This window comes from Galactobacter caseinivorans, assembly GCF_003640665.1.
In the GTDB taxonomy this organism is placed as follows: domain Bacteria; phylum Actinomycetota; class Actinomycetes; order Actinomycetales; family Micrococcaceae; genus Galactobacter; species Galactobacter caseinivorans.
Window position 1 is genome coordinate 18297 of the sequence record NZ_QQXL01000004.1, and the last position, 25898, is coordinate 44194.

The following is a 25898-nucleotide window of genomic DNA, read 5'->3' on the forward strand; positions in this document are numbered from 1 at the left end:
CAAACGTCGATCCGCGGCCGCAAACCCCAGAACACCGGCCGCAAACGTCGATCAGCGCCGCACGCCGCCAAGCCGCTAGGCTTGCCCCAGCGGCACGGGGTGTCCCTGACCATTCGGGGACTGAGATCACACCCGTCGCACCTGATCTCGATCATTCGAGCGGAGGGATGTCGTATGGGCTCTGTCCCCTGCACCCATCACCTGTCCACCCTGCCCACGCCCGGGGAGGTGCTGGCCCGGCTACGCAACAATCCGCCCCTGGTGCAGTGCCTCACCAATACCGTGGTCCAACAATTCAGCGCCAACGTGCTCCTGGCTCTAGGCGCCTCCCCCGCCATGGATGACACGGCCGGCGAGGCCGGGATCTTTGCCTCCATTGCCTCTGGCGTCCTCATCAACGTGGGCACGCCGCACGCGGAGGAGTCCCAGGCCATGCGAGAGGCCGTGGCCGGCGCCCAGGGAGCCCACACCCCGTGGGTGCTTGACCCGGTGGCGATTGGCGCCCTGCCGGTGCGCACCAAGCTGGCCCGCGAGTTGGGCGCGCTGAGCCCCACCGTTGTGCGCGGCAACGCCTCGGAGGTCGCGGCCCTGGCCGGGGCGGGCGATGGCGGGCGCGGCACAGACTCGCTGGCCACCCCGGATGACGTGGCCCACGCCGCCGCGGGCCTGGCGCGCGCGACCGGCGGCGCGGTCGCGGTGTCTGGGGCCACAGACCTCATCACGGACGGCGAGCGCACGTGGCGCGTGGGCGGCGGTTCGGTGCGCCTGACGCAGGTGACGGGCGGCGGTTGCGCGCTGGGCGCGGTGGTCTGCGCCATCGCCGGTGTGCTGCGTCCCGAGGGCAGGAACATGACTGCACGGGAGGCGGCGTGGGCCGCGGTCTGCGCGCACGCCCTGTACTCCGTCGCGGCGGAGCGCGCAGCCGAGCACACCAAGGGGCCCGGCTCCTTTGCGGTCGCGTTCCTTGATCACCTCAGCCTCCTTGACCCCGCCGACCCCGCGCTGGCTCACACGGAGCGCATCACTTCCCACGCGTCGTCGAGCACAGAAGGAACCCGCCCATGACCCGCCTTGCCCCAGATCTGCGCGTCTACACGGTGGTGGACACGTCCGTGGCCGCCCTTGACCAGGCGCCTCGCATCGCCGCGGAGGCCGCCGCCGGCGGCTCCGGCATCATCCAGCTGCGCGCCAAGGAGGCGCCCACGCGCGAGGTGCTGGCCGCGTTCATCGCCATGGGCCAGGCCGTGGCGGGCCGCGCAGCGCTGGTGATCAATGACCGTGTGGATGTGTACCTGGCCGCCCGCGCGGTCACGGAGCATGTGCACGGGGTGCATGTGGGCCAGTCGGACCTGCCGGCCGCGGCGGTGCGGGCGTTGATCGGTCCGGACGCGATCCTTGGGCTGTCCGCCTCCACCGCGGCGCAGGCGCGGGAGGCCGCGGGCCTGGGCGCCGGCGCGGTGGATCACCTGGGCGTGGGCGCCATCCATGCCACCCCCACCAAGCCGGACGCCCCGGACCCCCTGGGTTATGGCGGGCTCGCGGACGTCGTCGCGGCGAGCGCGCTGCCGTGCGTGGGGATCGGCGGGCTTGACCTGCCCGACGCCGCTGGGGTGCGTTCCGCGGGCGCGGCGGGCATGGCGGTGGTGAGGGCGGTGGCCGGTGCGCCGGATCCGCGCACCGCCGCCGCGGCGCTGCTCACGGCATGGGAGGCCGCGGCATGATCGGGGTCCCAGTCCTGTCCATCGCCGGTTCCGATCCCTCCGGGGGAGCCGGCATTCAAGCAGACCTTAAAACCATTTCCGCGTGTGGCGGGTACGGCATGAGCGTCCTGACGGCGTTGACGGCGCAGAACACGCGCGGCGTGAGCGCTGTGTTTGTGCCGCCCACCGAGTTCCTGGCTCAGCAACTGGATGCGGTGTTGACGGACGTCCCGCCGGCCGCCATCAAGATCGGCATGCTGGGCTCCGCCACGGTGATCGACACCGTCAGGGAGGCCCTCTTCGCGCTGGAGGCGGCCGGAGTGCGCCCCCTGGTGGTCCTTGACCCGGTCATGGTGGCCACAAGCGGGGACCGGCTCCTGGACGCGGACGCGGAGGCGGCCCTGCACCGGCTCATGGCGCACGTGGACCTGGTGACGCCCAACGCCCCGGAGCTGGGGGTGCTGGCGGCAGGCGCGGAGCCCACCTGCACCGCGGATCTGGTGACGCAGGCCCGCGCGTTGGCGCATCGGCATCACGTGTGGGTGCTGGCCAAGGGGGGCCACCTGGTGGACGGGCTCACCGCGGGCGGCACGGTGACGGACGTGCTGCTCTCCCCGCAGGGGGACGTGCAGGCGGTGGATCACCCGTTCGTGGAGACCACCAACACGCACGGGACCGGCTGCTCGCTCTCCTCGGCGCTGGCCACCTTCGCGGCGCGCGGCGCCGACTGGCCCGCCGCCACCCGCCTGGCCGTGGACTACCTGGCTCACGCCCTGGCCCACGCGGATGAGCTGGGCATCGGATCCGGCCACGGGCCCGTGCATCACCTGGCCGGGCTGTGGGACGGAGAGGGCGTGCCCTCGTTGGGGCTCGCGAGCGGCTGGTGGGCCCAGCTCGCCGCGCGGGCGCGGGCCAGTGACGCCACCACCGTGGTCAGGGCGCTGGCGAGCGGGAGCGTGGAGCCGGAGCTGTTCCAGCTCTACCTTGGCCAGGACCTGGCCTATCTCCAGGATTACGCCGAGCACCTGGATGCTGCCTCCAACGCGGCCGCTGACCGCGGGGACGTGGACGGGGCCGCCTTCTGGGCCGCCTCCGCCACGGTGTGCCGCGAGGAGGAGCCGGAGCTGCACACCCGGCTGGGCGCGGAGGTTCCGGAGCCGGACGCGGTGACGCGGGCCTACGCGGATCATCTGGCCTCCGCGAGCGCCGCCGGGTACCCGGTCCTGGTCGCGGCGCTGCTGCCCTGTTTCTCCCTCTACGCGGAGGTGGGGGCGCGTTTGGCTCCGGACCTAGCGGACGACGCCGCAGCGGAGGTCCGCGATTGGGTCACCACGTACGCGGATCCGGGCTTTGCCGCTGTTGCGGCCGAGGCCATGGCGCGGCTGGATGAGTTGGCGGAGGACGCGGACCCTGCCACGCGTGAGCGGATGCGCCGGGCCATGGCGCAGTCCTTGGAGCGGGAGATCGCCTTCTTCGACCGCTGAGTGCGGGGCCGCCCGGCCCCCCTCCCAGGGGGTGCCCCGCAACGGGACCCGCCCCGGGAAGGGGGCCGCGGCGTCGGGCCGTAGAATGCAGTGATCGCCGCTGGCCTGCTGTGCCAACGCCTGGTCACTCTCTCCCCTTGATGACCGGGTCCTCGCACGCCCCGGTCCGCGCGAAAGGCACCCCGTGAGCAACCGCAACGGAGCTACGAATCCGCTCAACTTTGGCTGGGCGCTGCACGGCGACGGCCGCACCGTGGGACTGGACGCCGTGGTGGCGCCGCACGAGCGCCTGGCGTGGGCACCCTGCTCTTCCTGCTCATCACGGCCAACCGCGTGCCCTCCTACCTTGGCTCCTCCTTCGCGTTCATCGCGCCGGTGGCGGGCGCCATGTCCACCAACGGCATCGGTGGGGCGCTGGGCGGGATCGTGATAGCCGGCGCCGCGCTCTTTGTGGTGGGACTGGTGGTGCAAAAGACCGGCACGGGCTGGATTCACGCGCTCATGCCGCCCGTGGTCATGGGCACCATCGTGGCGCTGATTGGGCTCAACCTGGCGACCTCCACGTTCCCAGCCATGAAGGCCCTGCCGCTGACCACCTTCGGAACCATGCTCGCCATCGTGCTCTGTTCCGTGTTGTTCAGGGGCCTGCTTGGCCGCCTCTCCATCCTGCTTGGCCTGGTGGTGGGCTACCTGCTTGCCCTGGCTCAGGGGCAGGTGAGCTTCCAAGCGTTCGACGACGCGGCGTGGCTCGGTCTGCCGGCCTTCCACCTGCCCGAGTTCCACGTCAATACCTTCCTGCTCTTCCTCCCGGTCGTGTTTGTGCTCATTGCCGAGAACGTGGGTCACGTGAAGACCGTGGGGCTCATGACGGGGCAGAACCTGGACAAGATGAACGGGCGGGCGCTGATGGCGGACGGTGCGGCGTCCATGGTCGCCGGGTTCGGCGGCGGCTCCGGCACCACCACGTACGCGGAGAACATCGGCGTCATGGCCTCCTCCCGCGTGTACTCCACCGCCGCGTACTGGGTGGCAGGCGTGGTGGCGATCCTGCTGGCGTTCCTCCCCAAGTTCGGGGCGGCCGTGGCAACCATCCCGCCGGGCGTGCTGGGCGGCGCAGGGATTGTTCTGTACGGGATGATCGGCGTCATGGGCGCCCGCATCTGGGTCTCCAACAAGGTGGACTTCTCCAACACCGTCAACCTCATGAGCGCCGGCGCCGGCCTCATCACCGCGCTGGCCGTGAACTCCGCCACCGGTGACCTGCAGTGGGGCCCGTTCTCCGTGGGCGGCATTGCCCTTGGCACCGCCGTCACGCTCGCGGTGTTCCACCTGATGCGCGCCACGGCCCGCTGGCGCCGGACCGAGCCGGCGGACTCAACTGAGTTGGACGCCCCGAACCCGGGCAAGTTGGGCTGATCCGGGGCCGGGCGCGCTGCGCGCCTCCGGCCACCCGGCGACCTCCCATCGCACTGTCAGTCCCATTAGGTAGACTCTTCGATCGTGGCGGTATGGGTGAGGCAATGGGAATCCTCGTCCTGGTTCGAGCAGGTCCAGGACTGGATTTCGCGCGTCCTGAAAGCCTATGGCGTGCACCAGAACGGCCCCCTTTACCGCGTCACTCTCGGCTTGGGTGCCACCGTCTGGACCGTGCCCACCTCTGAGGGCGAGTTGTACTTCAAGGCCGTGGCGCCGCCGCGCGTTCACGAAGCGGAGTTGGTGGCCCGGGTGGCGCCCTTCTCCCGCGGCCACATCCCCACGCCCCTCGCGGTGGAGGACTCGGAGGGCTGGCTGCTCTCCCCCAGCATCGGGACCTCCCTTGCTGGTGACCCGCGCCTGGCGGACCTGGAACACACCCGCCGCGTTTTTGCCGACGCCGCTGAGTTGCAACTCGCGCTGAGTGACTCCACGGAACACGTCGCTGAGGGTGGCCTGCCTGGCATGCTTCCGGACTACGTCCCGGAGTACCTGGAAGAGGCACTGACTACTCACGCCTCGCTGCCGGCCGAGCATCCCCTGCACGTCAGCCCGCGGGACGCGGATCTGCTGCTGCAGGGCATGGGAACGGTCAGGCGGGCCGCGGAAGTGCTGGCCGCCTCCCCGCTGCCACCCACCTTGCAACAGGGAGCGCTGGCCCCGGAGCAGGTGTTGGTTCCCAGCTCCCACCGGGCACCCATCATGTTTGTTGGTTGGGGGGCCGCACGCTGGGCCCACCCCTTTGAGCTCGTGGGCACCGCCGTGGAACAGTTGTGCACCTCCTATCAGTGCGAGCCTTCGGATGAGCCGGTGCGCACCATCGTCTCCGCGTATCTGGCCCCCTTCACGCGCTTTGCCCCGCAGTCCCAGTTGGAGGATCTGCTGGCACCAGCACTGTTGCTCTCCCACGCGCAGCGGCACGAGGCGCTCATGGATCTGTTGCTCGCAGCGGAGCCGGAGGACCAGGCGGCCGCCGCCCCAGAAGTCATGGCCCTGCTGGCAGAGGCACTGGCGGCCCCGCCCGCCACCCGTCGCAGCGTTCGCGGCCACGCCTCCCGCAGGCAAAAGCAACGCGGTACGGGTGGGCGCCGCCAGGGCACGCCCCGAGCACATCAAGCGCCGCCCACACCGGCGAGCCCCGCCCAGGTGGCAGCGGCTCAGGCCGCCCCTGTGCCGCAAACGCCGGCGCAGCAGACCCCGGCGCAGCAACGGACCTCACCCCAGCAAGCGCCTGCGCAGCAGACCCCCGCGCAGCAGCGGACCTCACCCCAGCAAGCGCCTGCGCAGCAGACCCCGCCACCGCAAACGCCAACGCAGCAGGACCCGCCCCAGACGAACGCGGGGCGTCCGCCTGTCACGCGCAGGTCTCGCCGCAGGGCGGAAGAGGGCTCCTAGCCCCTCGGTCTCCCGATTGACGCCGGGCACTCCTCACCGGCGGGCCCTACTCGGCGGCGGGCTGCCCCCGTCTCACGCCCGCTCAGAGCGGCGCCTACTCAGTGGCTAGTTCTTCCTGGTTCTGCGGCCAGGCTCCGTGCCGGCTCAGGACGTCCGCGAGTACCTCGAGTTCATCCGTCATGATCCCGTCCACGCCGAGCCCCAGCAGATCCCGCATCGCCTCGGCCTGGTCCACGACCCACACGTGCACCTGCAGGCCGGCCGACTGCACACGCCGCACCCAACCGGGTCTCACCACCGTGATGCCAAACTGCCGGCGCGGAACCTGCAACGCCACCACGCCGCGGCGGCTCGCCCTACGCAGGAACGGGGTCGCGAGCGGGCCAAGGAACACGGAGGCCGCCACCAGTCCCGGCCCTCCGCTTCCAGGGAGCGTGGGCCACAGGCGCTGCGCCTCGCGCCGATGGGTGGCAGCAAAGGAGGCCACCAGCACCCGGTCTTGGGCCCCGGCGGCAACCACCGCCGCCACCAAGGCCTGCGCGGATCCGGCCGCCTTTAAGTCCACGTTCCAGTGCGCCCCCGGCAGCTCTCGCAACAACGTGGAGAAACGCGCGGGAGGCTCCGCGGCCGGCCCGTGCACGGTGAGCGCATCCAGCTGTTCGGAGCTCAACTCCGCCACCTCACCCGTGCCGCCCGTGATCCGGTCCACCGTGGGGTCATGCAGCGCGTACAGCACGCCGTCGGAGCTCAGCCGGACGTCCGTCTCCAGGTAGGCGTACCCCAAGTCATGAGCCCTGCGGAAGGCCGCCAACGTGTTCTCATCCGACGTGGCTCCGCCCCTGTGGGCAAAGCCGAGCGGCTTGCCCTCCAGCGGGCCACCCCTGCGGTTGAGCAGGTACGGCGCAGAACCGCGGCGCTTCACCGCAGTCCCGTCTCAAGACCAAGCAGGGTCTCGACGGCGAGCGCCACCGAGTCCTCCTCCACCGTGCCAATCACGCGATCAGCCACGGCCCTCACGGCCGGCTGATCGCGACCCACGGCAAATCCGGTGCCGGCCCAGCGCAGCATCCCCACGTCGTTGGGCATGTCGCCAAACGCCACCACGTCCGCCGCGTTGATCCCCAGCCGCTCGGCGTGGCGGGCCAGCGTCACCGCCTTGTCCACGCCCAACGCGGCCATCTCGATCATGGGAACGCCGGGCGCTGAGTGCGTCACCGCCACCAGTTGCTCCAGCTCCGGGCGGACCAACTCATCAAACTCCCCGCAGGTGCCCCGGGTGCGGCGGGCCAACAGCTTCACCACGCCCTCGGCTGCCAACGCCTCAGCGTCAAAGGGCGCCTCCGGCACGCCCTCGCGGTGCTCCGCGGACGGGAGAAAGCCTGGCTCCAGGTGCAGCCCCTGCACGGTTTCCGCGGCAAAGACGGCGTCCGGTGCCAGCTGCAGCACCCGCTCGCGGGCCTGCACTAGTAGCCCGACGTCAAGCACCGTCGCCTCGATAACTCGCTGCGCATCGTCGTCGAACACCACCGCGCCGTTAGAACAGATCGCGGTGCCAAGGCGACCAAGCGCGGGGCGCAGCCCCACGAGCCAGCGGGTGGGGCGCCCGGTCACCAGCAGGACCTCCACGCCGGCCTCGCGGGCGGCCGCGAAGGCCGCCGCAGTGCGCGGGGACACCGAACCGTCGGCACGCACAATGGTGCCGTCCAGGTCGGTGGCGATCAGTCTCACGCGGTGAGCTCCGCCCTGGTCGGCGGGTTGGCGCCGGCTCGGGAGACCGTGATGGCCGCGGCGCGGACGGCGAAGGTGAGGACCTCGCGCAGGTGCTCGGCCGTGATGCCGCGCAGGGCCGCCCGACCGGACGCGCCGGCGTAGCCGCGCTCCTGCAGCGCCACCAGGAGGGCCGCCATGTAGGAGTCTCCGGCGCCCACGGTGTCCTCCACCTCGGTCTGGACGGCGTCAACGTGCACGTTCAGCTCGCGGGCGAAGGCGTCCGAGCCGCCGGAGCCGGTGGTGACCAGCACCAGCGACGGGCCGTTGGCCAGCCATGCGCGCGCGGTCTCGAACGGAGTGCGGTCCGGGTAGAGCCAGTCCAGGTCGGAGTCGGAGGCACGGACCACGTCGGAGAGTGCCACAAAGGCCTCCACCCGGGCCCGGGCCGCGTCGCGATCCGGCGTGAGGCGCGGGCGCACATTGGGATCAAAGCTGATGGTCGCGTGCGGGCGGGCCTGCTCCACCGCGCGCAGCACCGTCTCCGCGCCGGGATCAAGGGCCGCGCCGAGCGAACCCATGTGCACGGCAGTGGCGTCCTGGATGGCGCGAGCGGCGCGCTCACCCACAAAGCCGTCCAGGGACCAGTCAAAGCCGTCAAATTCGTATTCAGCCGCGCCAGCCGGGTCCAGGATGCCGATGGCGGTGGTGGTGGGCTTCTGATCCGGTTCCAGCAGCTCCGCCACGCCGTTGGACCGGAGGGTCTCGTGAATCATGTCCCCGTGCGCGTCCCGCCCATACCGGGTGACGAAGGTGACCGGGCAATCAAGGCGCGCCAGCCCCACGGCGACGTTCAGGGGGCTGCCGCCCACGTGGGAGGTGGGAGCCTCCACGCCGCCAGAAATCACATCAACCAGTGCCTCGCCCATGACCAGGAACATGTCCCCTCCTCCGCGCCGTCCAACGTCAATACCGGGCCCGCGGCCCTGCCTGGAAGTCTAATCCGTGCGAGCGGCCGGACGCGGGTGCGTGGCGGAACGGGCGCCGGCCCCGGATCTGCCCTTGTTCCATGGATCTGCTCGTGTTCTATGGATTTGCTCCGTCCATTGGGCAGGGCAAATCCACGAAAGCAGGGCAAATCCACGAAACAGGAGCAGAAACGGCCTTAGCTTCCGGGGAACTGCGCCGCCCGCTTGGCCACAAAGGCGTTGCGCCCCTCCACCGAATCCTCGGTCAGGAAGGCGGAGTGGAAGGACGTGGACTCCACCTCAAGCGCGTCCACGGTGCTCAGCCCGACCATCGCGGACATGGCGGCCTTGGCGTTGGCGACGGCGGTGGGGGACTTGGTGGCCAACTCCGCCACGGCCTCCTGTGCTGCCTCAAGCAGCGCCGCCTTGTTGTCGAACACGGCGTTGACGAGGCCAATGCGATACGCCTCGTCCGCCTTGATGGGGCGAGCAGAGAAGATCATTTCCCGCGCCATCCCGGGGCTCACACGCCGGGGAAGCCGCACGGCCCCACCAAAGCCTGGCACCAGGCCCAGGTTGACCTCGGGCTGGCCAAAGCGCGCGTTGGATGAGGCGTAGATGTAGTCACAGGCCAGGGCCAGCTCGCAGCCGCCGCCCAGCGCAAAGCCATTCACGGCCGCGATCACGGGCACGGGCAGCGCCTCAAGGGCCAGCGTGACCCGGTGCATCTTGCGCCCGTACTCGGTCGCTGCCTGGGCATCCATGGTGTTCATTTCCACGATGTCCGCGCCGGCCACGAAGGACTTCTCGCCGGCACCGGTGAGGATCACGCCGCGCACTGGCCACTGCCCCTCGCGCCCCAACTCGGAGAGCACCAGCAACAGTTGTGTGAGGTCCTCCACGACCTGCCCGGCCAGCGCGTTGAGCGCCTCGGGGCGGTTCACGGTCACGATCAGCGCCGGACCAGCGTGCTCCAGCTGCAGGGTGGGGTACGTCCCAAAATCCATGGTTCTCCTTCGACAGGGCCGGTCAGAGGCGCGCGGCGATGCGCGTCACTGCCCAGCATGCCAGAACGGGCCGGGCCGCACCTCGGCCACAGCACCCCGGCCACCCGGGCCACCCAGCACCTCGGCCACAGCACCCCGGCCACCCAGCACCTCGGCCACAGCACCTCGGCCACCCACACCGCCTACCGCCGTCCCTTGCCGCCCTTGCCCTTCCCCTTGCCCTTGCCGCCGGAGCTGGGGCGCCCGCGTGAGCCGGCGCCCTTGCCTGAGCGGGATCCACCCGGTCGTCCGCCGGACTTGGCGGCCCGGGCGCGGCGCTCGGCGTTTTCTTGCTTGGCCTGCTTGGACTGGGATTCGGCGCGCTTCTCTCGCCGTTCCTCCGCCTCGCGTTGCTCTCGCTCGCGCACGGAGGGCTGCCGGGAGCTGTTGGCGCGGCGTCCACGCACCACGCCGATGAACTCCTCCACCAGCGGGTCTGCGTTGGCTTCGATCGCGACGCGCTGCGCGTCGTCGGGCAGGGCAGGGTCAATGCGCGCCCAGGCCAACCCCACCACTGTGGGGTCCTCGCCCTCGATGTAGCGCCAAATCACGTCCTTGCGTGAGTGCAGGCGCGCCATCGGCAGGGGCATGATCGCGACGGATCCGGCGCCGGAGGCCACGACCTCCAGCATCATCGCCGCGCCGCCCGCCTCCGGAGGGTAGTCGGCGGGGTCCAGACGGGTCCAGTTCGCGGCCTCCGCGGCCGCAATCTCCGTCTCCTGGTCAAAGTATTCGGCGTCGTGGTCCTTGGCGGCGCAGACCACGGGACGCTCGGTGTAGAGCGGAATGACGTGCCAGCGCAGGGACGCGGGCGAGTGGCCCTCCGGGAATCGCACCAACGCCACACGGGCGCGCCCGGCCGCCAATTCCTCGAAGGGATCTATCCCCTCGGGCAGCGGCCGGGCGTCCAGGACGGCGTCCGGGTGCGTCTCCACAAAGCGCCTCAGCCACTTTCCCGGCATCACGCCGGGGGCATAGACAAGGTTCAGTTGAGACACGGAAGAACGGGTCAGCTCACCGTGCGAACGACGTACACATCGCACGGGGCGTTGTGGATCACGCCGGTGGCGACGGAGCCGAGCACGCGGCCCAGGCCGTGCGTGCCCACGTTGCCCACGAAGATGACCTGCGCGGAGCGCTCCTTGGCGGCGCCGATCAGGGCGTCGACCGGCTTGCCGAAGACGGCGCCGGACTCGATCTTGGCGCCGGGGTTGTCCTCGCGCAGGCGCGTGGAGACGCGCTCGGCCAGCTTGCCGGCCTGATCTGCGTCATCCAGGATCCAGGTATCGGAGCCAATGGTGACGACCTCGGTGTTGTCCTTGGAGTGCGCCGAGAGCACGACCAGGGTGTCGCCGGTCTTGGCGGCAAGCCCGGCGGCACGCTGAGCGGCCTTCAGTGCAGTTTCGGAACCGTCGACACCGACGATGTACGTGCTCATGGGAGTTCCTTCCGTACGGGTGCTGGCCGTTCCGTGCGGAAGCGGCGTCCTCGTGATCGTAGCCTGAGTAACGCCGTGAGGACACGGGGGGAGAGTGGACTCACTGACAAGTTCCCTGCTGGGCGACGCCGCGTGGTCGCGTACGCGGGTCGCGTCGCCCCTGGCGGGGCGGGGGTTCCGGGCGGCTCAGCCGCGGGGGCGAAGGGCGGCGAAGTCCGGGTCGGTGGGCTCGGATGCCTTGGCCTTCACGTCCGGGTGGCGCTCCAGCCATGCATGCACGTACGGGCATACTCCGACCGGAACCAGGCCCTCGGCCAGGGTGGTGTCCAGGGCCGTGCGCACCAGGTCGGAGGCCAGGCCGCGGCCCGCGTAGGCCTCGTCCACGTCGGTGTGGAAGAAGACGCGGCGGCCGTCGTGATCCACGTACTGGGTCTTGCCGATGGGCTCCGCGTTGTCCTGGACCTCAAAGCGGCGCCGCTCTGGCTTGGCCACGATGGTGATGGTGTCGTTGTTCTCTGGCATGTTCGTCTCCTGATGCTCCAGCGGTGGGTGGTTTCTAGCTGCGGGGTTTGAGCGGCACTGTCGGCAGCACCGGCGCGGGCAGGGGATCTGGCTGACCGTCCGGGAACGGGCCAAACAGCTGCGACTTGTCCGCGTCCCGCGGGTCGGCTGGCTCAAAGCCCAGCTCGGCCTGGTAGCGGCGGCGAAACTCCTGGATCTCTTCGCTGGTGCGCCCCACGAAGTTCCACCACATGATGATCTGCTCCCCCAGCGGCACGCCGCCAAGGATGATCACGCGCACGCTCTCCTGGCCCGGCGCCAGCGAGGCGGCGCTGATGTGCAGCGTGTCCGCTCCGGGCGGCGTGTAGGCCAGCTCGCGGTGCTGCGCGGGGGCGCCGTTGACGGTGACGGGCCCATTCTCTGCCAGTACGGCGATCTCAAAGTCGGCGCGGACGGGGATGCTCACGGAGGCCCCTTCCCGCAGCACCAGCTCAACTCCGAGCAGGTCAGGGGTCCGGGTGCGCACGGGTGAGGTGGAGCCAAGCAGGGAGCCGATGAAGACCTTGGCCTCGTAGCCGGGACCGCTCACTGGCTCGGGAACGTAGTGGGCAAACTCGTGTTCGCCGAAGCGTTCCGCGTCCGGCAGCGCGTACCAGAGCTGCACCCCGTGCAGGGTCGTGGTCGCGGGCCGGTCTATCTCCTGGTGGGTGATCCCCTGCCCGGCCAGCATGAGGTTGAGCTCGCCTGGGCGCACTGTTGCGGCATTCCCGGCGGAGTCAAGATGATCAATCTCCCCTGAAAACAGCCAGGAGACGGTGGCCAGGCCGGTGTGGGGGTGGCGTGGCACCGACATGCCTCCGGTGACTGACACGTCGTCGGGCCCATAGTGGTCCAAGAAGCACCAGGCACCCACTAGGGAACGTGCCCGCTGGGGAAGGGTGCGGTGCACCGTCATGGCCCTAATGCCGCCCAGCGGTACCGCGCGCGGGGTCAGGACCTCCACGGCGGTGCACGGCTGGCCGGCAGGCAACTGGCTGAGCTGGGGCTCAGGATCGAGATTGCTCACGAATAATCCTTCCCTCTGCGTCGCGCGGGCGCACGGGGTGCTCGCTCAAGATGGAGATGCGGTTAAAGGTATTGATGGCCACTGCCACCCATTCCGCGGCGGCAAAGGCCGCGTCGCCCAGCTCCGCGCGGGCCCCCTCCAGGTCCGCGGCGGAGTTCTCATCCAGCGGGAGACGGGTGGCGGCCTCCACCACGCCGAGCACCGCTCGCTCGCGCTCCGTGAAGAGTGTGGCCTCGCGCCAGGCCGCCAACAGGTCAAGTTTTTGCTGGGGTACGCCGGCTACGCGCGCCTCACGCGCGTGCATGTCCAGGCAGAAGACGCAGCCGTTCTGCTGGCTGGCGCGCACCTTCATGAGCTCCGTCTCCACCGGCGTCAGCCCCCGCTCAAGCGCCGAGGACGTGATGACCTGATGCAGGGCCTGGGCGGCCTTCCATGCTTCGGGTTCTGCTTTGTCTAGGTAGGGGCGCACTGCGGGGCTTCTCCTCACGATGGATGTGTTCCGTTCAACATCCTCACATCACAGCGCATTCCCCGCTAGAGCGCGGCGTCCCCCGCGGCTCCCGGCTCCGCCCACACTGCCGCCGACCCGCGCCCTGGTAGTTCCCGGCAAGTTCCCAGCCCACGGGCGGGTACGCGCGGCGTGCCCGTAAGGTTTCCGATTGCCGCCCGCGCGAGTATTGATGCATGCCAGCCAGCGATCCCCCCTCCCCCGCGCCACACGTCTCGGCCGGCGGACGCGACGACGCCCCGGCTGGCACCCCCTCTGACGCCCCGGCTGGCCCTCCGCCTCGCGAGCCTTCCGCCGCCGCGCCCCACCGCCGCATTCTGGCGCTGGATGGGCTCCGCGGCCTCGCCGTGCTTGCCGTCGTGGCCTTCCATGCCTGGCCCGGCATTTTTCCGGGCGGCTTTGTGGGCGTGGACCTCTTCTTTGTGCTCTCCGGCTACCTGATCACGGCGGGTCTGGTCCGCCGTCTGGACGCCGGGAAGGGTCCGGGGCTGCGCTCTTTTTGGGTCAAGCGTGCCCGACGCCTGTGGCCGGCTCTCGCAGTCCTGCTGGTGATCGCGACGGCGCTGTCTTGGCTTGCCTTCCCGGATGCGTCCGCTGGCCTGCGGCGTCAGTGGCTCGGCGCGTTGACGTACACGGGCAACTGGCTGCAGATCGCCGCCGGGCAGAGTTACTTTGAGCAAAGCGCTCCCCCGCTCTTTGAGCACCTGTGGTCCCTTGCGGTGGAGGAGCAGTTCTACCTGCTCTGGCCGTTGCTGTTGTGGGGGTTGTGCTGGCTCATCCGCCCGGGGCGGTGGGGCCTGACCCGGCCCAGCGTGATCCTGTGGCGCACCCGGGCGGCGCTGGCCCTTGCCGCGGCGAGCGCGCTGGGTATGGCGCTCGGTTTCCGCGATGGCGAGGATCCCAGCCGGCTCTACTTCGGCACGGATACCCATTCCTTTGGGCTGCTGCTGGGAGCGGCGGTGGCGCTGCTGTTGGCTGGGCGAGCCGCGGCCAGCCCGGCGCACTCGGCGCACCCGGGGTACTCGGCCAACCCAGCACACCAGGCCAACCCGGCGCACCCGACTACCGCGTCGCTCTCGAGCCCCGCAGGGCGCTGGGCCATGGCGGCGTGGGCGGGCCTGGCAATGCTCGCCGCCGCGTTGTTCTGGCTCCCGGCAGACTCCGCGCTGACGTATCGCGGTGGCTTGGTGGGACTCTGCGTGGTGCTGGCTGGCCTGGTGCTGCACTTGGTCACCCGGCACAACGCCCTGAGCTCCGCTCTCTCCGCCCGCTGGTTGCGGTGGTGCGGGCGCCGCTCGTACGCCGCGTATCTGTGGCACTGGCCGCTGCTGGTGATCGGCCGTCGCGTGAGCCCAGATGCCTTGGATCCGCTGGTCATTGTCCTCGCCGTGGCCCTGACGTTTGTGCTGGCGGAGCTCAGCGGGCGTTGGGTGGAGGATCCCATCATGCGCCACGGCTTCAAGGCCACCACCCGGGCGTGGGCGCGCGGTGTTCGCGGCGCCCTGTCAGCGGGCGGTGCGCGGCGCAATGTGGCGGTTGCCTGGCTCGCCGCCGCGACGGTCGTGGTGCTCGCCGCAGCCGTAGCGATTGTGGCTGCCCCCTCCGTCAGCGCCTTGCAGACCCAGTTGGACCAGGCACGCAGCGCCTTGCAGGCCCAGGAGCAGGAGCAGGCCAAGCAGGGCGCAGCCAAGCCTGGGTCCAAGGCCAAGATCGGCACCCGCATCGACGTGATCGGGGACTCCGTCACGCTTGCCGCCGCCCCGAGCCTGCTCAAGTCCATGCCCGGCATCAACGTGAAGGCGGACGTGGGCCGGCAGGCCAAGGACGCGCCGGAGCTGCTTGGCACCCTTCACAAGTCCGGAAACCTGCGCCCCATCGTGGTCGTCAGCCTGGGCACCAACGGAAAGCCCCGCCAGGAGGTCTGGGACGAGGTGCTGCGGGCCGTGGGGCCGCAGCGCACGTTGGTCCTCGTCACTCCCTCCGGGGACAGGGACTGGATACCGGAGGTCACTGAGTCCATGCGCCGCCTGGCCAGGGACAATCCGGATCGGGTCAAGCTGGCGGACTGGAACGCGGCCCGCGACCAGGTCACGGACTTTGCCTCGGACGGGATCCACCCTGGCCCGCAGGGTGCCGCCCTCTACTCCTCCCTCATTAAACGGGCCGCCAAGGACGCGGACGCCGGTTAGCATCGCGCCCCCGCCGGGAGTTGCTGCAACACAAACGGAAGGGCCCGACGGCGTTGCGGCCGTCGGGCCCTTCCGTTCAGTTCTTGCGACCGGGCGTTCAGATCGGGTGCCCGGTCGCGTCAGCGCGTCAGCGCGATTCCGGGCCCTCGGGCTCGCGTTCGGCTGCAGCGCCGGGTGACCCGGCGACGTCGGGCAGGCTGTCCTCAGGCAGAGGGGCGGCCGCGCCGGAACCCTCCAGGTCGGACTTGCCCGGCTGACCCCCAGCGGGGGCGCCAGCCATCGCGTACTCCTCCGCGAAGATTTCCTCCAGCACAATGTCCGGATTCTCATCCTGCGTGCGCACCAACTCCACTGCCTCCTCGGGTGAGGCGACCGCCGGCATGGAGCCGGGCAGCGGCTTGCGAGCGGACTCGCGCAGGAAGTAGATCGCCACGGCGCCGGCCACGGACGTTCCCATGACCCAGAAGCCCGGGGCAAGGGAGGAGCCGGTCATGGCGACCAGGGCCTCCATGATGAACGGGGCAAAGCCACCGAAGATGGCGACGGCGAGGTTGTAGGAGATGCCCATGCCGCCGTAGCGCGAGGACGTGGGGAACAGGGCCGGCAGGGAGGAGGCCAGGTTGGCCACGTAGAAGGTCACCGGGAAGGCCAGCATGAACAGGCCAACCAGCGTGGACCAGATCTCGCCGTGCATCATGAACAAGAACGCGGGCAACGCCAAGACAATGGCGCTACCGGCACCCACCGCGAGCACCTTCTTGCGGCCCACGCGGTCAGAGAGCGCGCCGGTGAGCGGGATGCAGGCGGACATGATCAGCAGGACGGGCAGCGTGAGCAGGTTGCCGTGCACGGGGTCGTAATGCAGGGTGTTGCTCAGGTAGGTCGGCATGTAGCTCGTCAGGGCGTAACCGGCGGTGTTGGCCGCGGAGACCAGCACAAAGGCGGTCAGCAGCTCGCGCCAGTACGCCTTCACCAGGGCAATGACGCCCTTGGGGGCGTCCGCCTGAGCGGCCTCCCCGGCCTCGGCACGCTTCTCCTGCGCCTCGCGGAAGGCGGGGGTGTCCTCGATCTTGCTGCGGATGTAGAGGGCAATCGCGCCCAGCGGCAGGGCCACCAGGAAGGGGATGCGCCAGCCGAAGCCCTCCATAACGTCCTCGCTCAGCGTCAGCTGCAGCACGGAGACGAAGGCCGCACCGAGGGCAAAGCCAAGGTAGGAGCCCATGTCAAGCAGCGAGGCGTAGAAGCCGCGGCGCTTATCCGGGGCGTATTCGGTCACAAAGGTGGTGGCGCCTGCGTACTCGCCTCCGGTGGAGAAGCCCTGGATGAGCTTCAGGACCACCAGCAGGATCGGTGCGGCAACGCCCCACACGGAGTAATCCGGCAGGATGCCGATGCCGAAGGTGGCCAGGGCCATCATGAGCAGCGTGAAGACCAGGATCTTCTGTCGTCCCACCCGGTCACCCAGCTGGCCAAGGATGATGCCACCCAGCGGGCGGGCCACGAAGGTCACAGCAAAGACGCCAAGGGAGAACAGGGTCTGGGCGGTGGAGCTCACCGTGTCCGGCATGAAGATCTTGCCGATGATGACGGCCAGGTAGCCGTACACACCCACGTCGTACCACTCCATGAGGTTGCCCACCACGGTGCCGCTGATCGCCTTCTTGAGCATCCCTCGGTCGACGACGGTGACGTCCTCTACCTTCAGGCGGCGCCTTCGCGGTCGCAGACGGTCAATAAAACGCCGACGCGCCTGCTGGGCGGCCGGGTGAAGATCGTCGCGTTTGCCGTCAGGCGTGCTGAGATTCTGTTCTTTGGGTTCCATGGGTGGAGCCGGAGAGTCCGGCACTCCTTTACGTCTCTACTACGGAGGATCCCCCAAGGACCGCTCGCGTAGCCGCGATTTTCGCGTGGTCGCCCGCACTTACCCGCGTCTTGCGGAGCCACCCCGAGCGTCTGTCGGTGGTGGTTGGGGACCGGGCGCCAGGGGAATCCGGATCGGACTCGCCTCGGCCAGCGCCAGCAACGGGGATCGAGCTTAGTCAATTCGACATATATGGTCCAATCGCGAGCCTCCCGAGTAACCTCGGCGGGGCGCGATGGGCCAAGCAAACCCAGACTATGACGCAACCTTTGCGTATCGATGTGATGTGAGCCACACACACTGACGTACGCTGTTTCTCAACATCACTACATCATCACTTCTAATGACGCGAAGGAGTACAGCCATGAGTGTCATGCGACGCAAAAGTGTCGAAGCAGCCCTGGCCTCCACAGAGGACGAGGAACGCAATCTCAAGAGAACCCTGACTGCCTGGGACCTGGCCCTCATGGGCGTGGCCGTGGCCGTTGGCGCGGGCATCTTCTCGGTGGGCGCTAAGGCAGCCGCCACCAAGGCCGGCCCCGCCGTCATCATCTCGTTCATCATCGCCGCGATCGTCTGCGGCCTGGCGATCATGTGTTACGCCGAGTTCGCCGCGACCATCCCCGTGGCCGGCTCCGCGTACACCTTCAGCTACACCTCGATGGGCGAGATGGTTGCCTGGATTATTGGCTGGGACCTCATCCTGGAAATGATGCTCGCCGCGGCCGTGATCGCCAGCTACTGGGGAGTGTATCTAGCCGTCGTTTTCGACGTCTTTAACCTGCAGATCAGCACCACCATTCTGGGTAAGTTTGATGGTCTGCACTTCGACTGGGCTCCGCTCTTTATCGTCGCCGCCTTCACGGCGCTACTGGTGGCCGGCACCAAGATGTCCGCACGCGTGGGCAACGTCTTCACGCTGATCAAGCTGGGCATCACGCTCTTTGTGATCGTGGCCGGCTTCTTCTACATCAAGGCAGAGAACTACAGCCCGTTCATCCCGCCGGCAGAGGCCGCGGAGAGCACCTCAGTCCTGCACACCACGCTTTTTGCCTTCCTGACCGGACAGGCCCCCACCATGTACGGCGTCTTTGGCGTGCTGGGTGGCGCGGCACTGGTCTTCTTCGCCTTCATCGGCTTCGACGTTGTCGCGACCACGGCAGAGGAAACCAAGGACCCGCAGAAGACCCTCCCCAAGGGCATTCTCTCCGGCCTGGTGATCGTCTCCGTGCTGTACATCCTGGTGACGCTCGTCGTGACCGGCATGGTCTCTTACAAGGACTTGGCGGCACAAGAGCAACCCTCGCTCGCCACCGCGTTCCAGTTGGTCGGTGCTGAATGGGCCGCTGCCGCCATCTCCATCGGCATTCTGGTTGGCCTGACCACGGTCATCCTGGTGCTGCTCATGGGCGCCACGCGCATCATCTTTGCGCTGTCTCGCGATGGGCTGCTGCCGCGCTGGTTCTCAGTCACAAACGCCAAGACCAAGACGCCGGCCCGCTTGCAGATCATCGTCGGCGTTGTCGTGGCCCTGATCGCGGCCATCATCCCCGTGGGTGTGCTGGAAGAGATGATCAACATCGGCACGCTGTCCGCGTTTGTCCTGGTCTCCTTCGGCATCCCGGTGCTGCGCAAGCGTCGCCCCGACCTGCCGCGTACCTTCAAGGTGCCGTGGAACCCCGTGCTTCCCATCTTCTCCGGCATCGTGTGCCTCTGGCTCATGATGAACCTGAGCGTGGAGACGTGGATGCGTTTCGCGCTCTGGCTTGTCCTTGGCTTCATCATCTACTTCGCCTACGGCTACCGCCACTCCCGCCTGCGCACGCACCCCGAGGAAATCGGCAAGTAGCTTTCGCGTTACTCAGCAGGCCGTTCAGACGCTGCGCCGGGGCATTGCCCCGGCGCAGCGCTGTGTCTACGGGGCCTTAGCTCACCGGCCGGGAGCGCCGCACGGGAGGCGTGACGCGGCACAGCGAACCGCGGCACAGCCAAGGGCGCACAGCCAAGGGCGCACAGCCAAGGGCGCACAGCCAAGGGCGCACAGCCAAGGGTGCACAGCCAAGGGCGCACAGCGAAAGGGGGCCGACGACGCGTGGTGATCATGCGTCGTCGGCCCCCTTCGCTGTGCCCTCGCCGGGCGGTGCGCTCAGTCTTAGCGGCGCAGGCCGGCCTTGCGGCCGCAGCCGCCCCAGGCGCCGGCGCCCTGGCCCTTGAGGACCTTCTCGGCGATGATGATCTGCTCGGCCTTGCTGGCGCGGTTCGCGGTGCTGGCGAACTTGCCGCCGCCGAAGGAGCGCCAGGTGCCGCTAGCGAACTGCAGGCCGCCGTAGTAGCCGTTGCCCGTGTTGATCTTCCAGTTGCCGCCGGACTCGCACTTGGCGACGCGGTCCCACATCTTCACTCGCGAGGAGGAGACCTTGGCGGTCTTCTTGGCCGCCTTGACGGTGACCCATGCGCCGTCAGCCTGGCGGGCGGAGCGGATCTTGGAGGAGCCCTTGGCCTTGTACTTCACCGAGGTCACAACCCAGTAGTGGCCGGGCTTGAGCTTCACGGAAGACTTGTTCGTGGCGATCCAGGACTTCACCTTGGGGCTCCACTGCTTCACGCTGACCTTGCGGCTCACGAGCTTGTGGCCCTTGGCGAGGCGAACCGAGCCGGGCTTGTAGTTGTACTTGGCCGTCTTGGACTTCACCTTGACGTTGGCGGCCTTGTTGATGTGCATGCCCTTGACGATGCCGGATGACTTGGCCTGCGCCTCGGGTGCCGTGGCGGTCGTGGCCGCGAGACCGCCGAGGGCCACTGCGGCCGCTGCGACGGTGGCTGCGCCGACGCGCGTTGCGGTGCGAACGTTCTGCATGGGAGGTGTCTCCGTTCAGGTTGGGGCCTCGACACACCTGCCAGGCCGCCCCAGCAAACTCGCTCAGAGGAGACCCGATCTTCGGGCTCCTGCAAGTCGTGGGGGACGAACTCGGAGAACGCTACCAAAGGCGTGACCATTCCGTAACCTAGCCGATGCGAGGTTGTGACCTGAGGGTCTTCGGCTTCCCGCGCCAGCGCTGGGATGCGCAGCATGAGGAAGCTCACAAATATACTTGTCACGTCAACGGCGTGTGGGGCTCAGCTTGGGTGTATTGGGCCCACAAACGCCAAACGGGCGCCACCCCCGAGTAGGGAGCGGCGCCCGCCGTGCTAGCGGGTAAACGTCTCAGATCAGACGGAGCACTTGCCCACGGTTGCGGTGGCCTTCATCAGCTTGCTGTCCTTGGGCGCGGCGGCCTTGGCGATCTCCTGAATCTTCTTCGCGTCATTGGCCGCAGCGGCGGCGGAAATGTCGTTCCAGTACTTGCCCATCTCCTGGATGGCCGCCTTCTGCGTCGGGTCAGACGCCTCGTCAGCGATGGCGTTGAGGTCGGCCGCAGACTTGTTCAGGGTCTCCACCATCTTGGTCAGGTCGCCCGTCATCATGGAGGACAAGTCTGTGTTGGCTCCCGTGAAGGCGTCCATAGCCTTCTTGCAGACATTGGCGCCGGCCGCGGTCCCGGTGGAGGCGCTGCCAGCGGCAGCCGAGGAGGAGGTGGCCGGGGCTGACGTGGCCGGGGCCGAGCTGGACGCGGCGGAGCTAGAGGGGGCAGGCGCGGAGGAGGACCCGGCCGGGGCGGAGCCACTGCAGGCGGCCAGCGTGAGGCTCAGGATGCCGGCGGCTGCTGCGGCGGACACGAACTTGGGGAATGACTTCTTCACGAGGGTGCCAACTTTCAAAATCAACAGGGTGGTAACAATCGGTGACACCGTGAGACTAGGGCATTCTCGACGCGTTCGTCACGTTCTCAGAGATACTCCCACGGTTCTTTGAGTGATTGTGCCTTCAATGAATCCGCCGGAAAAGGCCACTCTCGCCTGCTCTGACATGACGCAGGGGCGGGTGCGCAACCGCTTTCCGCGCACCCGCCCCTGCCATTACTTCTGAACTGTCTTTACTTCTGTGCTGCCTTTATTTCCGGACTGCGCTCACGGCCGCTCAGCGGGAGGAGGAGGAGGACTGCGCCATGGCGCCGCCCTTGCCCAGCTTCAGCGCCCGCTGGATCGTGAAGAACAGATCCGTCTGGTCCGTCAGGCCAAGCACGTTGGCAGACTGGGGACCGGAGGCCGCGATGCGCAGCTGCGTACCGGTGTGCATCTGCGAGCCGCCCTCATCCGCCGTGCCGTAGGCAACGGTCATGGGCTGGCCCTCGTTGGTGGTCAGCGTGCGGGTCAGGCCAAGCGTGGTCTCACCGGGGTAGACCAGCTGCGAGGAGTGAGCGTGGTCTGCCGTGACAACCACCAGGGTGTTCTTGTCCTTCTTGGCGAAGGCGAGAGCCGCCTCCACTGCCTCATCCAGCTGCACGGTCTCGCCGATCTGGCCACAGGGGTTGGCTGCGTGATCCTGCTTGTCGATGCTGGCCGACTCCACCTGGAGGAAGAAGCCCTTCTTGTTCTTCTTCTTCAGCAGGTCAATCGCCTTGAGCGTCATGTCCTGCAGGCGCGGGGTGCGCGAGGTCAGTGCGGGGTTATCGGTGCAACGCACGGCTGCTTCCTTGCCGCCCTTGCGGGTGGCTCCGGGGCCCTGCCAGTCGGTGGGCAGGTTGCCCGGGGCAAACAGGCCAAGCACCGGCTTCTTCTGGTTGGCCACGCTCAGGCGGTTCAGGCCGCTGCGGTTGGTGACGACCTGGTAGCCGGTGGTCTGCGCCTGCTCCATCAGGGTCTTGCCCTTGAACTTGCCGGCCTTGGCCTTCTGGTCAAAGCTCTTGGCGCCGCCACCGAAGGTGACGTCCGCGCGGGTGCCAATCAGCTGCTCGGTGATGGAGCCGCGGCCACCCTTCTCCAGTGCGTTCTCGGGGCACTTTGCGGTGGTCTCATCCGGGCCGTAGCAGGAGCGCTGGGAGACGTGGGAAACCTGAACGGCCGGCGTCGCGTCCTGCAGCTCAGAGGTGGTGACGTTGCCGGTGCGCAGGCCCTTTTCCTTGGCCAGCTCCAGGAGTGACTTCTGGCCCTGGCCCTTCAGGTCCACGGAGATGGCGCCGTTGTAGGTCTTGGTGCCCGTGGCCCAGCCGGATCCGGAGGCGGCGGAGTCGGTGACGTAGTCCGGCTTGCCGTTCTTCTTGTCCAGGCTGTAGGTCGAGTACTGGCCGGTCATCGGCAGTGCATCGATGCCCGGGAAGCGGCCGGCGGCGCCGTGCTCGTAGTTGCGCGCCACGGTGATCTCCGAGTCGCCCATGCCGTCGCCAATCAGCAGGATCACGTTCTTGGCCTTGGAGCCGTTCATGGCCTGCTTCAGCGCCTCGGTGCGATCGCCCTGGGTGCGGGCACCGCCGCCGTGCTTGGTGATGTCATCGGTGACGGGCTGAACGCGTGCCTGCGCGGCGGGTGCCTGCGGCGCGGGAGCGGCCGTGACGGCTGCGGCTCCGGCCACGACTCCTCCGGCGAGCAGCGCCGTGACGCCGGTGACGGCGAGGGTGCGAGCGAGTGTCCTCTGCATGGTGTTCCCCTAGTTCTCAAAGGTCGGGGCACACACCCCGTCGTGGATCCCACGCAACACCTCTTAAATATCCAGAGGTGGATCACCAAGCAAACACTGTGTGAATTAGTCAGCGCGCGCTATTTCCTCCGTTGTGCTGCGCCCGCGGCTGCCATCCGAGTGCTGGCCCAATCCTGGTGGCCACCTGCCGCAATTGATGCCGCCAGTCCTCCGGCTCCAGCTCAAAGGGCAGCTCAAAGATCACCTCATCCGCCAACGCAAAGGACTCATCCTCGGCGAAGCTGTGGACAATCTCCTCTAGGGAACCCATCACATCCGGCGCAATGATGGTCTTTGCTCCCACCACCCCGCGGGTGCGCGGCGTGCGCCGCTGCACATAGGCGCGGTAGCGCGCCTCCTGCTCTGGCGTGGTGCCATCCAAGGGCACGACGACGCGCGCTTGGCTCACGTGCGCCGCCTCCCCTGCGGGGTGGGCGGCTCGGAAGGCGCGCATCTGCGCGGCTTGGGCCGCGTTGACGCTGCGCACCCCGTTCTCCATGGTGGAGATGTTGCTGACCAGCAGGCTCAACCCCGCCGCCCCTGCCCACTCGGCGGAGCGCAGCGAGCCAGCACCGTAGGCCGCCCTCTGGGCCAGACCGGGGCTCAGCGGTTGCACGGTTGGCGCATCAAAGTCGCCGCCAAAGCCTTGGTACTCCCCCACTTCCCGCACCGCTTGCCCACGCAACAGGGCCAAGAGCCGCTCCAGGCGCTCGTTTCCATAGTCCTCACGCTCCCAGCCGGCGCCAAACACGCGGGCGTTCACCGCGGCGTCGAACCGGGGAGGGTGCGCGCTGAAACCCGGGCGCAATCGCCCGCCAGAGAGCAGGTCCACCGTGCCCAGGTCCTCCGCCAGACGGAAAGGATTCTCAAACTCCAGCGGGATGACTGCATTGCCCAGCTCCAGGGTGGAGGTGACCTGGGAGAGCGCCCCCAAGTACGCTCCGGGCGCACCCACCCCGTACTGGAGGTGCCGCGTGCGGATCCAGCCTGAATCAAAACCCAGTTCCTCGGCGTAAGTAAAGAGGTCAAGGGCATCACGCAATCCGGCGCCCGGATCCTGGGCAGTAAAGGGGACCAGGTGCAGGAATCCCAGGCGTTTTAAGGGGCGGTCGCGATGCAAGGCGGGGCTCATGTGGGTGACGCTACGACTCCCAGCGCGCTGGGACGAAGGCGCAGGACGAACCGAGGCCGTGCGTGAAGAAAAACGCGGCGGTACGTCAAAAAGCGAAAGGCCGCCGATCCGAAGATCAGCGGCCTTGTCGTTTGTGCGCGAGGGGGGACTTGAACCCCCACATCCTTTCGAATACTGGCACCTGAAGCCAGCGCGTCTACCAATTCCGCCACTCGCGCAGAGTGGACTCCCAGACCAAAGCGATACGATGGCCTCGAAGCGATTACTAGCCTATACCGAACCCCGCACCCACACCTAATCGGGTGGGGCCCGCTCCTCGGCCGCCCACCGACCCCCCTCGTGAAACGCGCCCGCTGGGGCGTCTTCACAGCCCTTACTCACCTGGATCAGGAGCCGCGTTCAGCGCGTTTCGGTAGAGTCGACCCCGGACACCGGCTTCGGTGGTCCCTGTCGAGCCCGTTTTTCCCCCGCATTTCGGGGCCAAGTGGGCCGTGCGGGAACCCGGACCCGCAACCGTCTCGGCGCCACCGCGCCGGGCTCATCAGCCAGATCAGGAAGGAGGCCACGATGGGACTTGTGAAGGGACTCGAGCGCGGCCTCGAGAAGATGGTGGCACGGGCCTTCCGCGGCGCTTCCGCGGACGGCGTGAAGCCGGTGGAGATTGCCAACCGGCTCCGCAACGTCATGGATGACGAGGCCTTTGCTCTCTCTGAGGGCCGCACCGTCGCTCCGCACGCCTTTACGGTGCGCTTGGGTGACGACGACTACGCCAAGGCCCGCGAATGGGGCCTCCCGCTGGCCCAGGAGCTGGCAGACGTTGCGCTGGAGCACGCGCAACACCAGGACTACACGCTCCGCGACGCGGTCACGGTGACGTTCCGTCACGACTCCGAGCTGAGCAAGGGCCACCTCGTGGTGGATGCGTCTTTGGGTGGCCCGCAGGCCGCTCCCCCGCGTCCCCAGCGCCCCGCGCCCCGGGCCGCGCAGAGCACGCCGGCTCCGCGTTTGGACGCTCCCGCGGGCGCCACGGCGCCCATCGCCCCCGCTCCCGCGCCGCGCGCACCAGCCGCCGCCACCGCCGTGATTGAGGTGGAGGGGCGCCGCTACGCCATCAACGCCTCCGAGATCTCCATTGGCCGTTCCTCGGAGGCAGACATTCAGGTGGATGACTCGGGTGTGTCCCGCAAGCACGTGGGCATCGTGAAGCGTGGCGAGCGCGTGTTTGCCCACGACCTTGGCTCAACGAACGGCAGCTTTGTGGACGGGCAACGCGCTCAGGGCGACGTTGAATTGCACGACGGCTCAGTGGTCACCGTGGGGCACACCCGCGTGACCTTCCGCTTCGAAAACAAGCCGCAGGGGGTGAGGTAGCCCAGTGGCTCCTCTGGTTCTGACTCTGCTGCGCTTTGCCTTCTTGGCCTTGGTGTGGCTCCTCGTTCTGATTGTGATCTTTGCCCTGCGCCGCGACCTCGGCGTGGGCCAGCGCACCCGCACTGTCCCCGCCGGGGCCGGCCGCCGCGAGCGCCAACAGGCGCAAGCGGTCAACGCCGCGCCGCCCGCCGATCCCGAGGGCGAACCGCGCCAAAACGCGCGGCGCCTGGTGGTCCTTGAGGGCCCCACAGCGGGCACCGAGTTGCCACTCGCAGAGGCCCCGCTGCTGCTTGGGCGCGCCCAGGAGGCCACGCTGGTCCTGGATGATGACTACTCCTCTGGCCGCCACGCGCGCCTCTTTCCCCAGGGGAGCCGCTGGTTCCTCGAGGACCTTGGCTCCACCAACGGCACCTTCCTTGACGATGCGCAGCTCAGCCGGGCGCAGCCCGTTGACCTGGGTCAGCGCATCCGCATTGGCAAGACCGTCATGGAGTTGAGGCCCTGA

22 protein-coding genes, 1 tRNA gene, 1 pseudogene and 1 riboswitch are annotated in these 25898 nt (G+C 68.6%); of the genes and pseudogenes, 9 read left to right on the forward strand and 15 right to left on the reverse strand.

Going from position 1 to position 25898, the window contains the following annotated elements:
• Positions 1-85: 85 nt before the first annotated feature.
• Positions 86-185: riboswitch (TPP riboswitch) on the forward strand.
• The 5 genes and pseudogenes from thiM to DWQ67_RS07340 all read left to right on the forward strand — a co-directional run bounded on the left by thiM (position 175) and on the right by DWQ67_RS07340 (position 6052).
• Positions 175-1065: a hydroxyethylthiazole kinase gene (thiM, locus tag DWQ67_RS07320; RefSeq protein WP_121484961.1), complete on the forward strand. Its 891-nt coding sequence runs from the start codon at positions 175-177 to the stop codon at positions 1063-1065. (Overlaps the previous riboswitch by 11 nt.)
• A complete protein-coding gene (locus DWQ67_RS07325; RefSeq protein WP_121484962.1) occupies positions 1062-1721 on the forward strand; it encodes a thiamine phosphate synthase in 660 nt (219 codons plus the stop codon). The genes thiM and DWQ67_RS07325 overlap by 4 nt, the downstream gene beginning before the upstream one ends.
• Positions 1718-3184, forward strand: a complete 1467-nt coding sequence (gene thiD / locus DWQ67_RS07330) for a bifunctional hydroxymethylpyrimidine kinase/phosphomethylpyrimidine kinase (protein ID WP_121484963.1) — start codon at positions 1718-1720, stop codon at positions 3182-3184. The genes DWQ67_RS07325 and thiD overlap by 4 nt, the downstream gene beginning before the upstream one ends.
• A gap of 184 nt (positions 3185-3368) precedes the next feature.
• Positions 3369-4600: pseudogene (locus DWQ67_RS07335) on the forward strand (uracil-xanthine permease family protein).
• Between the two features lie 84 nt (positions 4601-4684).
• Positions 4685-6052 carry a hypothetical protein gene (locus tag DWQ67_RS07340; RefSeq protein WP_147433646.1) on the forward strand — a complete coding sequence of 456 codons (1368 nt, stop codon included), beginning with the start codon at positions 4685-4687 and terminating at the stop codon, positions 6050-6052.
• Positions 6053-6146: 94 nt separating this feature from the next.
• Here the strand turns inward: DWQ67_RS07340 and DWQ67_RS07345 are convergent, their stop codons facing one another.
• The 9 genes from DWQ67_RS07345 to DWQ67_RS07385 all read right to left on the reverse strand — a co-directional run bounded on the left by DWQ67_RS07345 (position 6147) and on the right by DWQ67_RS07385 (position 13247).
• Positions 6147-6974 (reverse strand): glycerophosphodiester phosphodiesterase family protein, encoded by an 828-nt coding sequence (locus DWQ67_RS07345; RefSeq protein ID WP_199712642.1) that lies wholly within the window; start codon positions 6972-6974, stop codon positions 6147-6149.
• Positions 6971-7780 carry an HAD family hydrolase gene (locus DWQ67_RS07350; RefSeq protein ID WP_121484965.1) on the reverse strand — a complete coding sequence of 270 codons (810 nt, stop codon included), beginning with the start codon at positions 7778-7780 and terminating at the stop codon, positions 6971-6973. Before DWQ67_RS07350 ends, DWQ67_RS07345 begins: the two co-directional genes overlap by 4 nt.
• Positions 7777-8700 (reverse strand): carbohydrate kinase family protein, encoded by a 924-nt coding sequence (locus tag DWQ67_RS07355; RefSeq protein WP_121484966.1) that lies wholly within the window; start codon positions 8698-8700, stop codon positions 7777-7779. The genes DWQ67_RS07350 and DWQ67_RS07355 overlap by 4 nt, the downstream gene beginning before the upstream one ends.
• A 224-nt stretch (positions 8701-8924) precedes the next feature.
• Complete coding sequence (locus DWQ67_RS07360; RefSeq protein ID WP_121484967.1) at positions 8925-9734, reverse strand: enoyl-CoA hydratase/isomerase family protein; 810 nt, start codon at positions 9732-9734, stop codon at positions 8925-8927.
• Between the two features lie 182 nt (positions 9735-9916).
• The gene (locus tag DWQ67_RS07365) at positions 9917-10771 is read right to left on the reverse strand and encodes a type 2 periplasmic-binding domain-containing protein (RefSeq protein WP_121484968.1); all 855 of its coding nucleotides are present in this window, start codon (positions 10769-10771) and stop codon (positions 9917-9919) included.
• Positions 10772-10782: 11 nt separating this feature from the next.
• A complete protein-coding gene (locus DWQ67_RS07370; protein ID WP_121484969.1) occupies positions 10783-11211 on the reverse strand; it encodes a universal stress protein in 429 nt (142 codons plus the stop codon).
• Positions 11212-11397: 186 nt separating this feature from the next.
• A complete protein-coding gene (locus DWQ67_RS07375) occupies positions 11398-11733 on the reverse strand; it encodes a GNAT family N-acetyltransferase (protein WP_121484970.1) in 336 nt (111 codons plus the stop codon).
• Between the two features lie 34 nt (positions 11734-11767).
• Positions 11768-12778 (reverse strand): pirin family protein, encoded by a 1011-nt coding sequence (locus tag DWQ67_RS07380; RefSeq protein WP_121484971.1) that lies wholly within the window; start codon positions 12776-12778, stop codon positions 11768-11770.
• Positions 12759-13247 (reverse strand): carboxymuconolactone decarboxylase family protein, encoded by a 489-nt coding sequence (locus DWQ67_RS07385; RefSeq protein ID WP_121484972.1) that lies wholly within the window; start codon positions 13245-13247, stop codon positions 12759-12761. Before DWQ67_RS07385 ends, DWQ67_RS07380 begins: the two co-directional genes overlap by 20 nt.
• Positions 13248-13462: 215 nt before the next feature.
• Here DWQ67_RS07385 and DWQ67_RS07390 point away from each other — a divergent pair, with 215 nt between their 5' ends.
• The gene (locus DWQ67_RS07390) at positions 13463-15475 is read left to right on the forward strand and encodes an acyltransferase family protein (protein WP_121484973.1); all 2013 of its coding nucleotides are present in this window, start codon (positions 13463-13465) and stop codon (positions 15473-15475) included.
• Between the two features lie 127 nt (positions 15476-15602).
• Here DWQ67_RS07390 and DWQ67_RS07395 read toward each other — a convergent pair whose 3' ends face one another.
• Complete coding sequence (locus DWQ67_RS07395) at positions 15603-17297, reverse strand: MFS transporter (protein WP_121484974.1); 1695 nt, start codon at positions 17295-17297, stop codon at positions 15603-15605.
• Positions 17298-17700: 403 nt separating this feature from the next.
• On the opposite strand from DWQ67_RS07395, the gene DWQ67_RS07400 reads away from it, so the two are divergent.
• Positions 17701-19185: an APC family permease gene (locus DWQ67_RS07400; protein ID WP_121484975.1), complete on the forward strand. Its 1485-nt coding sequence runs from the start codon at positions 17701-17703 to the stop codon at positions 19183-19185.
• Positions 19186-19488: 303 nt separating this feature from the next.
• Here DWQ67_RS07400 and DWQ67_RS14250 read toward each other — a convergent pair whose 3' ends face one another.
• From DWQ67_RS14250 to DWQ67_RS07425, 5 genes are all read right to left on the reverse strand, one after another.
• A complete protein-coding gene (locus DWQ67_RS14250; protein WP_325049619.1) occupies positions 19489-20193 on the reverse strand; it encodes a transglycosylase family protein in 705 nt (234 codons plus the stop codon).
• A 353-nt stretch (positions 20194-20546) separates the two neighbouring features.
• Positions 20547-21077 carry a hypothetical protein gene (locus tag DWQ67_RS13885; RefSeq protein WP_199712643.1) on the reverse strand — a complete coding sequence of 177 codons (531 nt, stop codon included), beginning with the start codon at positions 21075-21077 and terminating at the stop codon, positions 20547-20549.
• Between the two features lie 277 nt (positions 21078-21354).
• A complete protein-coding gene (gene phoA / locus DWQ67_RS07415; RefSeq protein WP_121484976.1) occupies positions 21355-22851 on the reverse strand; it encodes an alkaline phosphatase in 1497 nt (498 codons plus the stop codon).
• 109 nt (positions 22852-22960) lie between these two features.
• On the reverse strand, positions 22961-24022 hold the full coding sequence (locus tag DWQ67_RS07420) for an LLM class flavin-dependent oxidoreductase (RefSeq protein WP_121484977.1): 1062 nt from the start codon (positions 24020-24022) through the stop codon (positions 22961-22963).
• Between the two features lie 134 nt (positions 24023-24156).
• Positions 24157-24240: transfer RNA gene (locus DWQ67_RS07425), tRNA-Leu, on the reverse strand.
• A gap of 349 nt (positions 24241-24589) precedes the next feature.
• Between DWQ67_RS07425 and DWQ67_RS07430 the strand changes: the two genes are divergently transcribed.
• Positions 24590-25393, forward strand: coding sequence for an FhaA domain-containing protein (locus tag DWQ67_RS07430; RefSeq protein WP_121484978.1), 804 nt, complete (start codon positions 24590-24592; stop codon positions 25391-25393).
• Positions 25394-25397: 4 nt separating this feature from the next.
• The gene (locus DWQ67_RS07435; protein WP_121484979.1) at positions 25398-25898 is read left to right on the forward strand and encodes an FHA domain-containing protein FhaB/FipA; all 501 of its coding nucleotides are present in this window, start codon (positions 25398-25400) and stop codon (positions 25896-25898) included.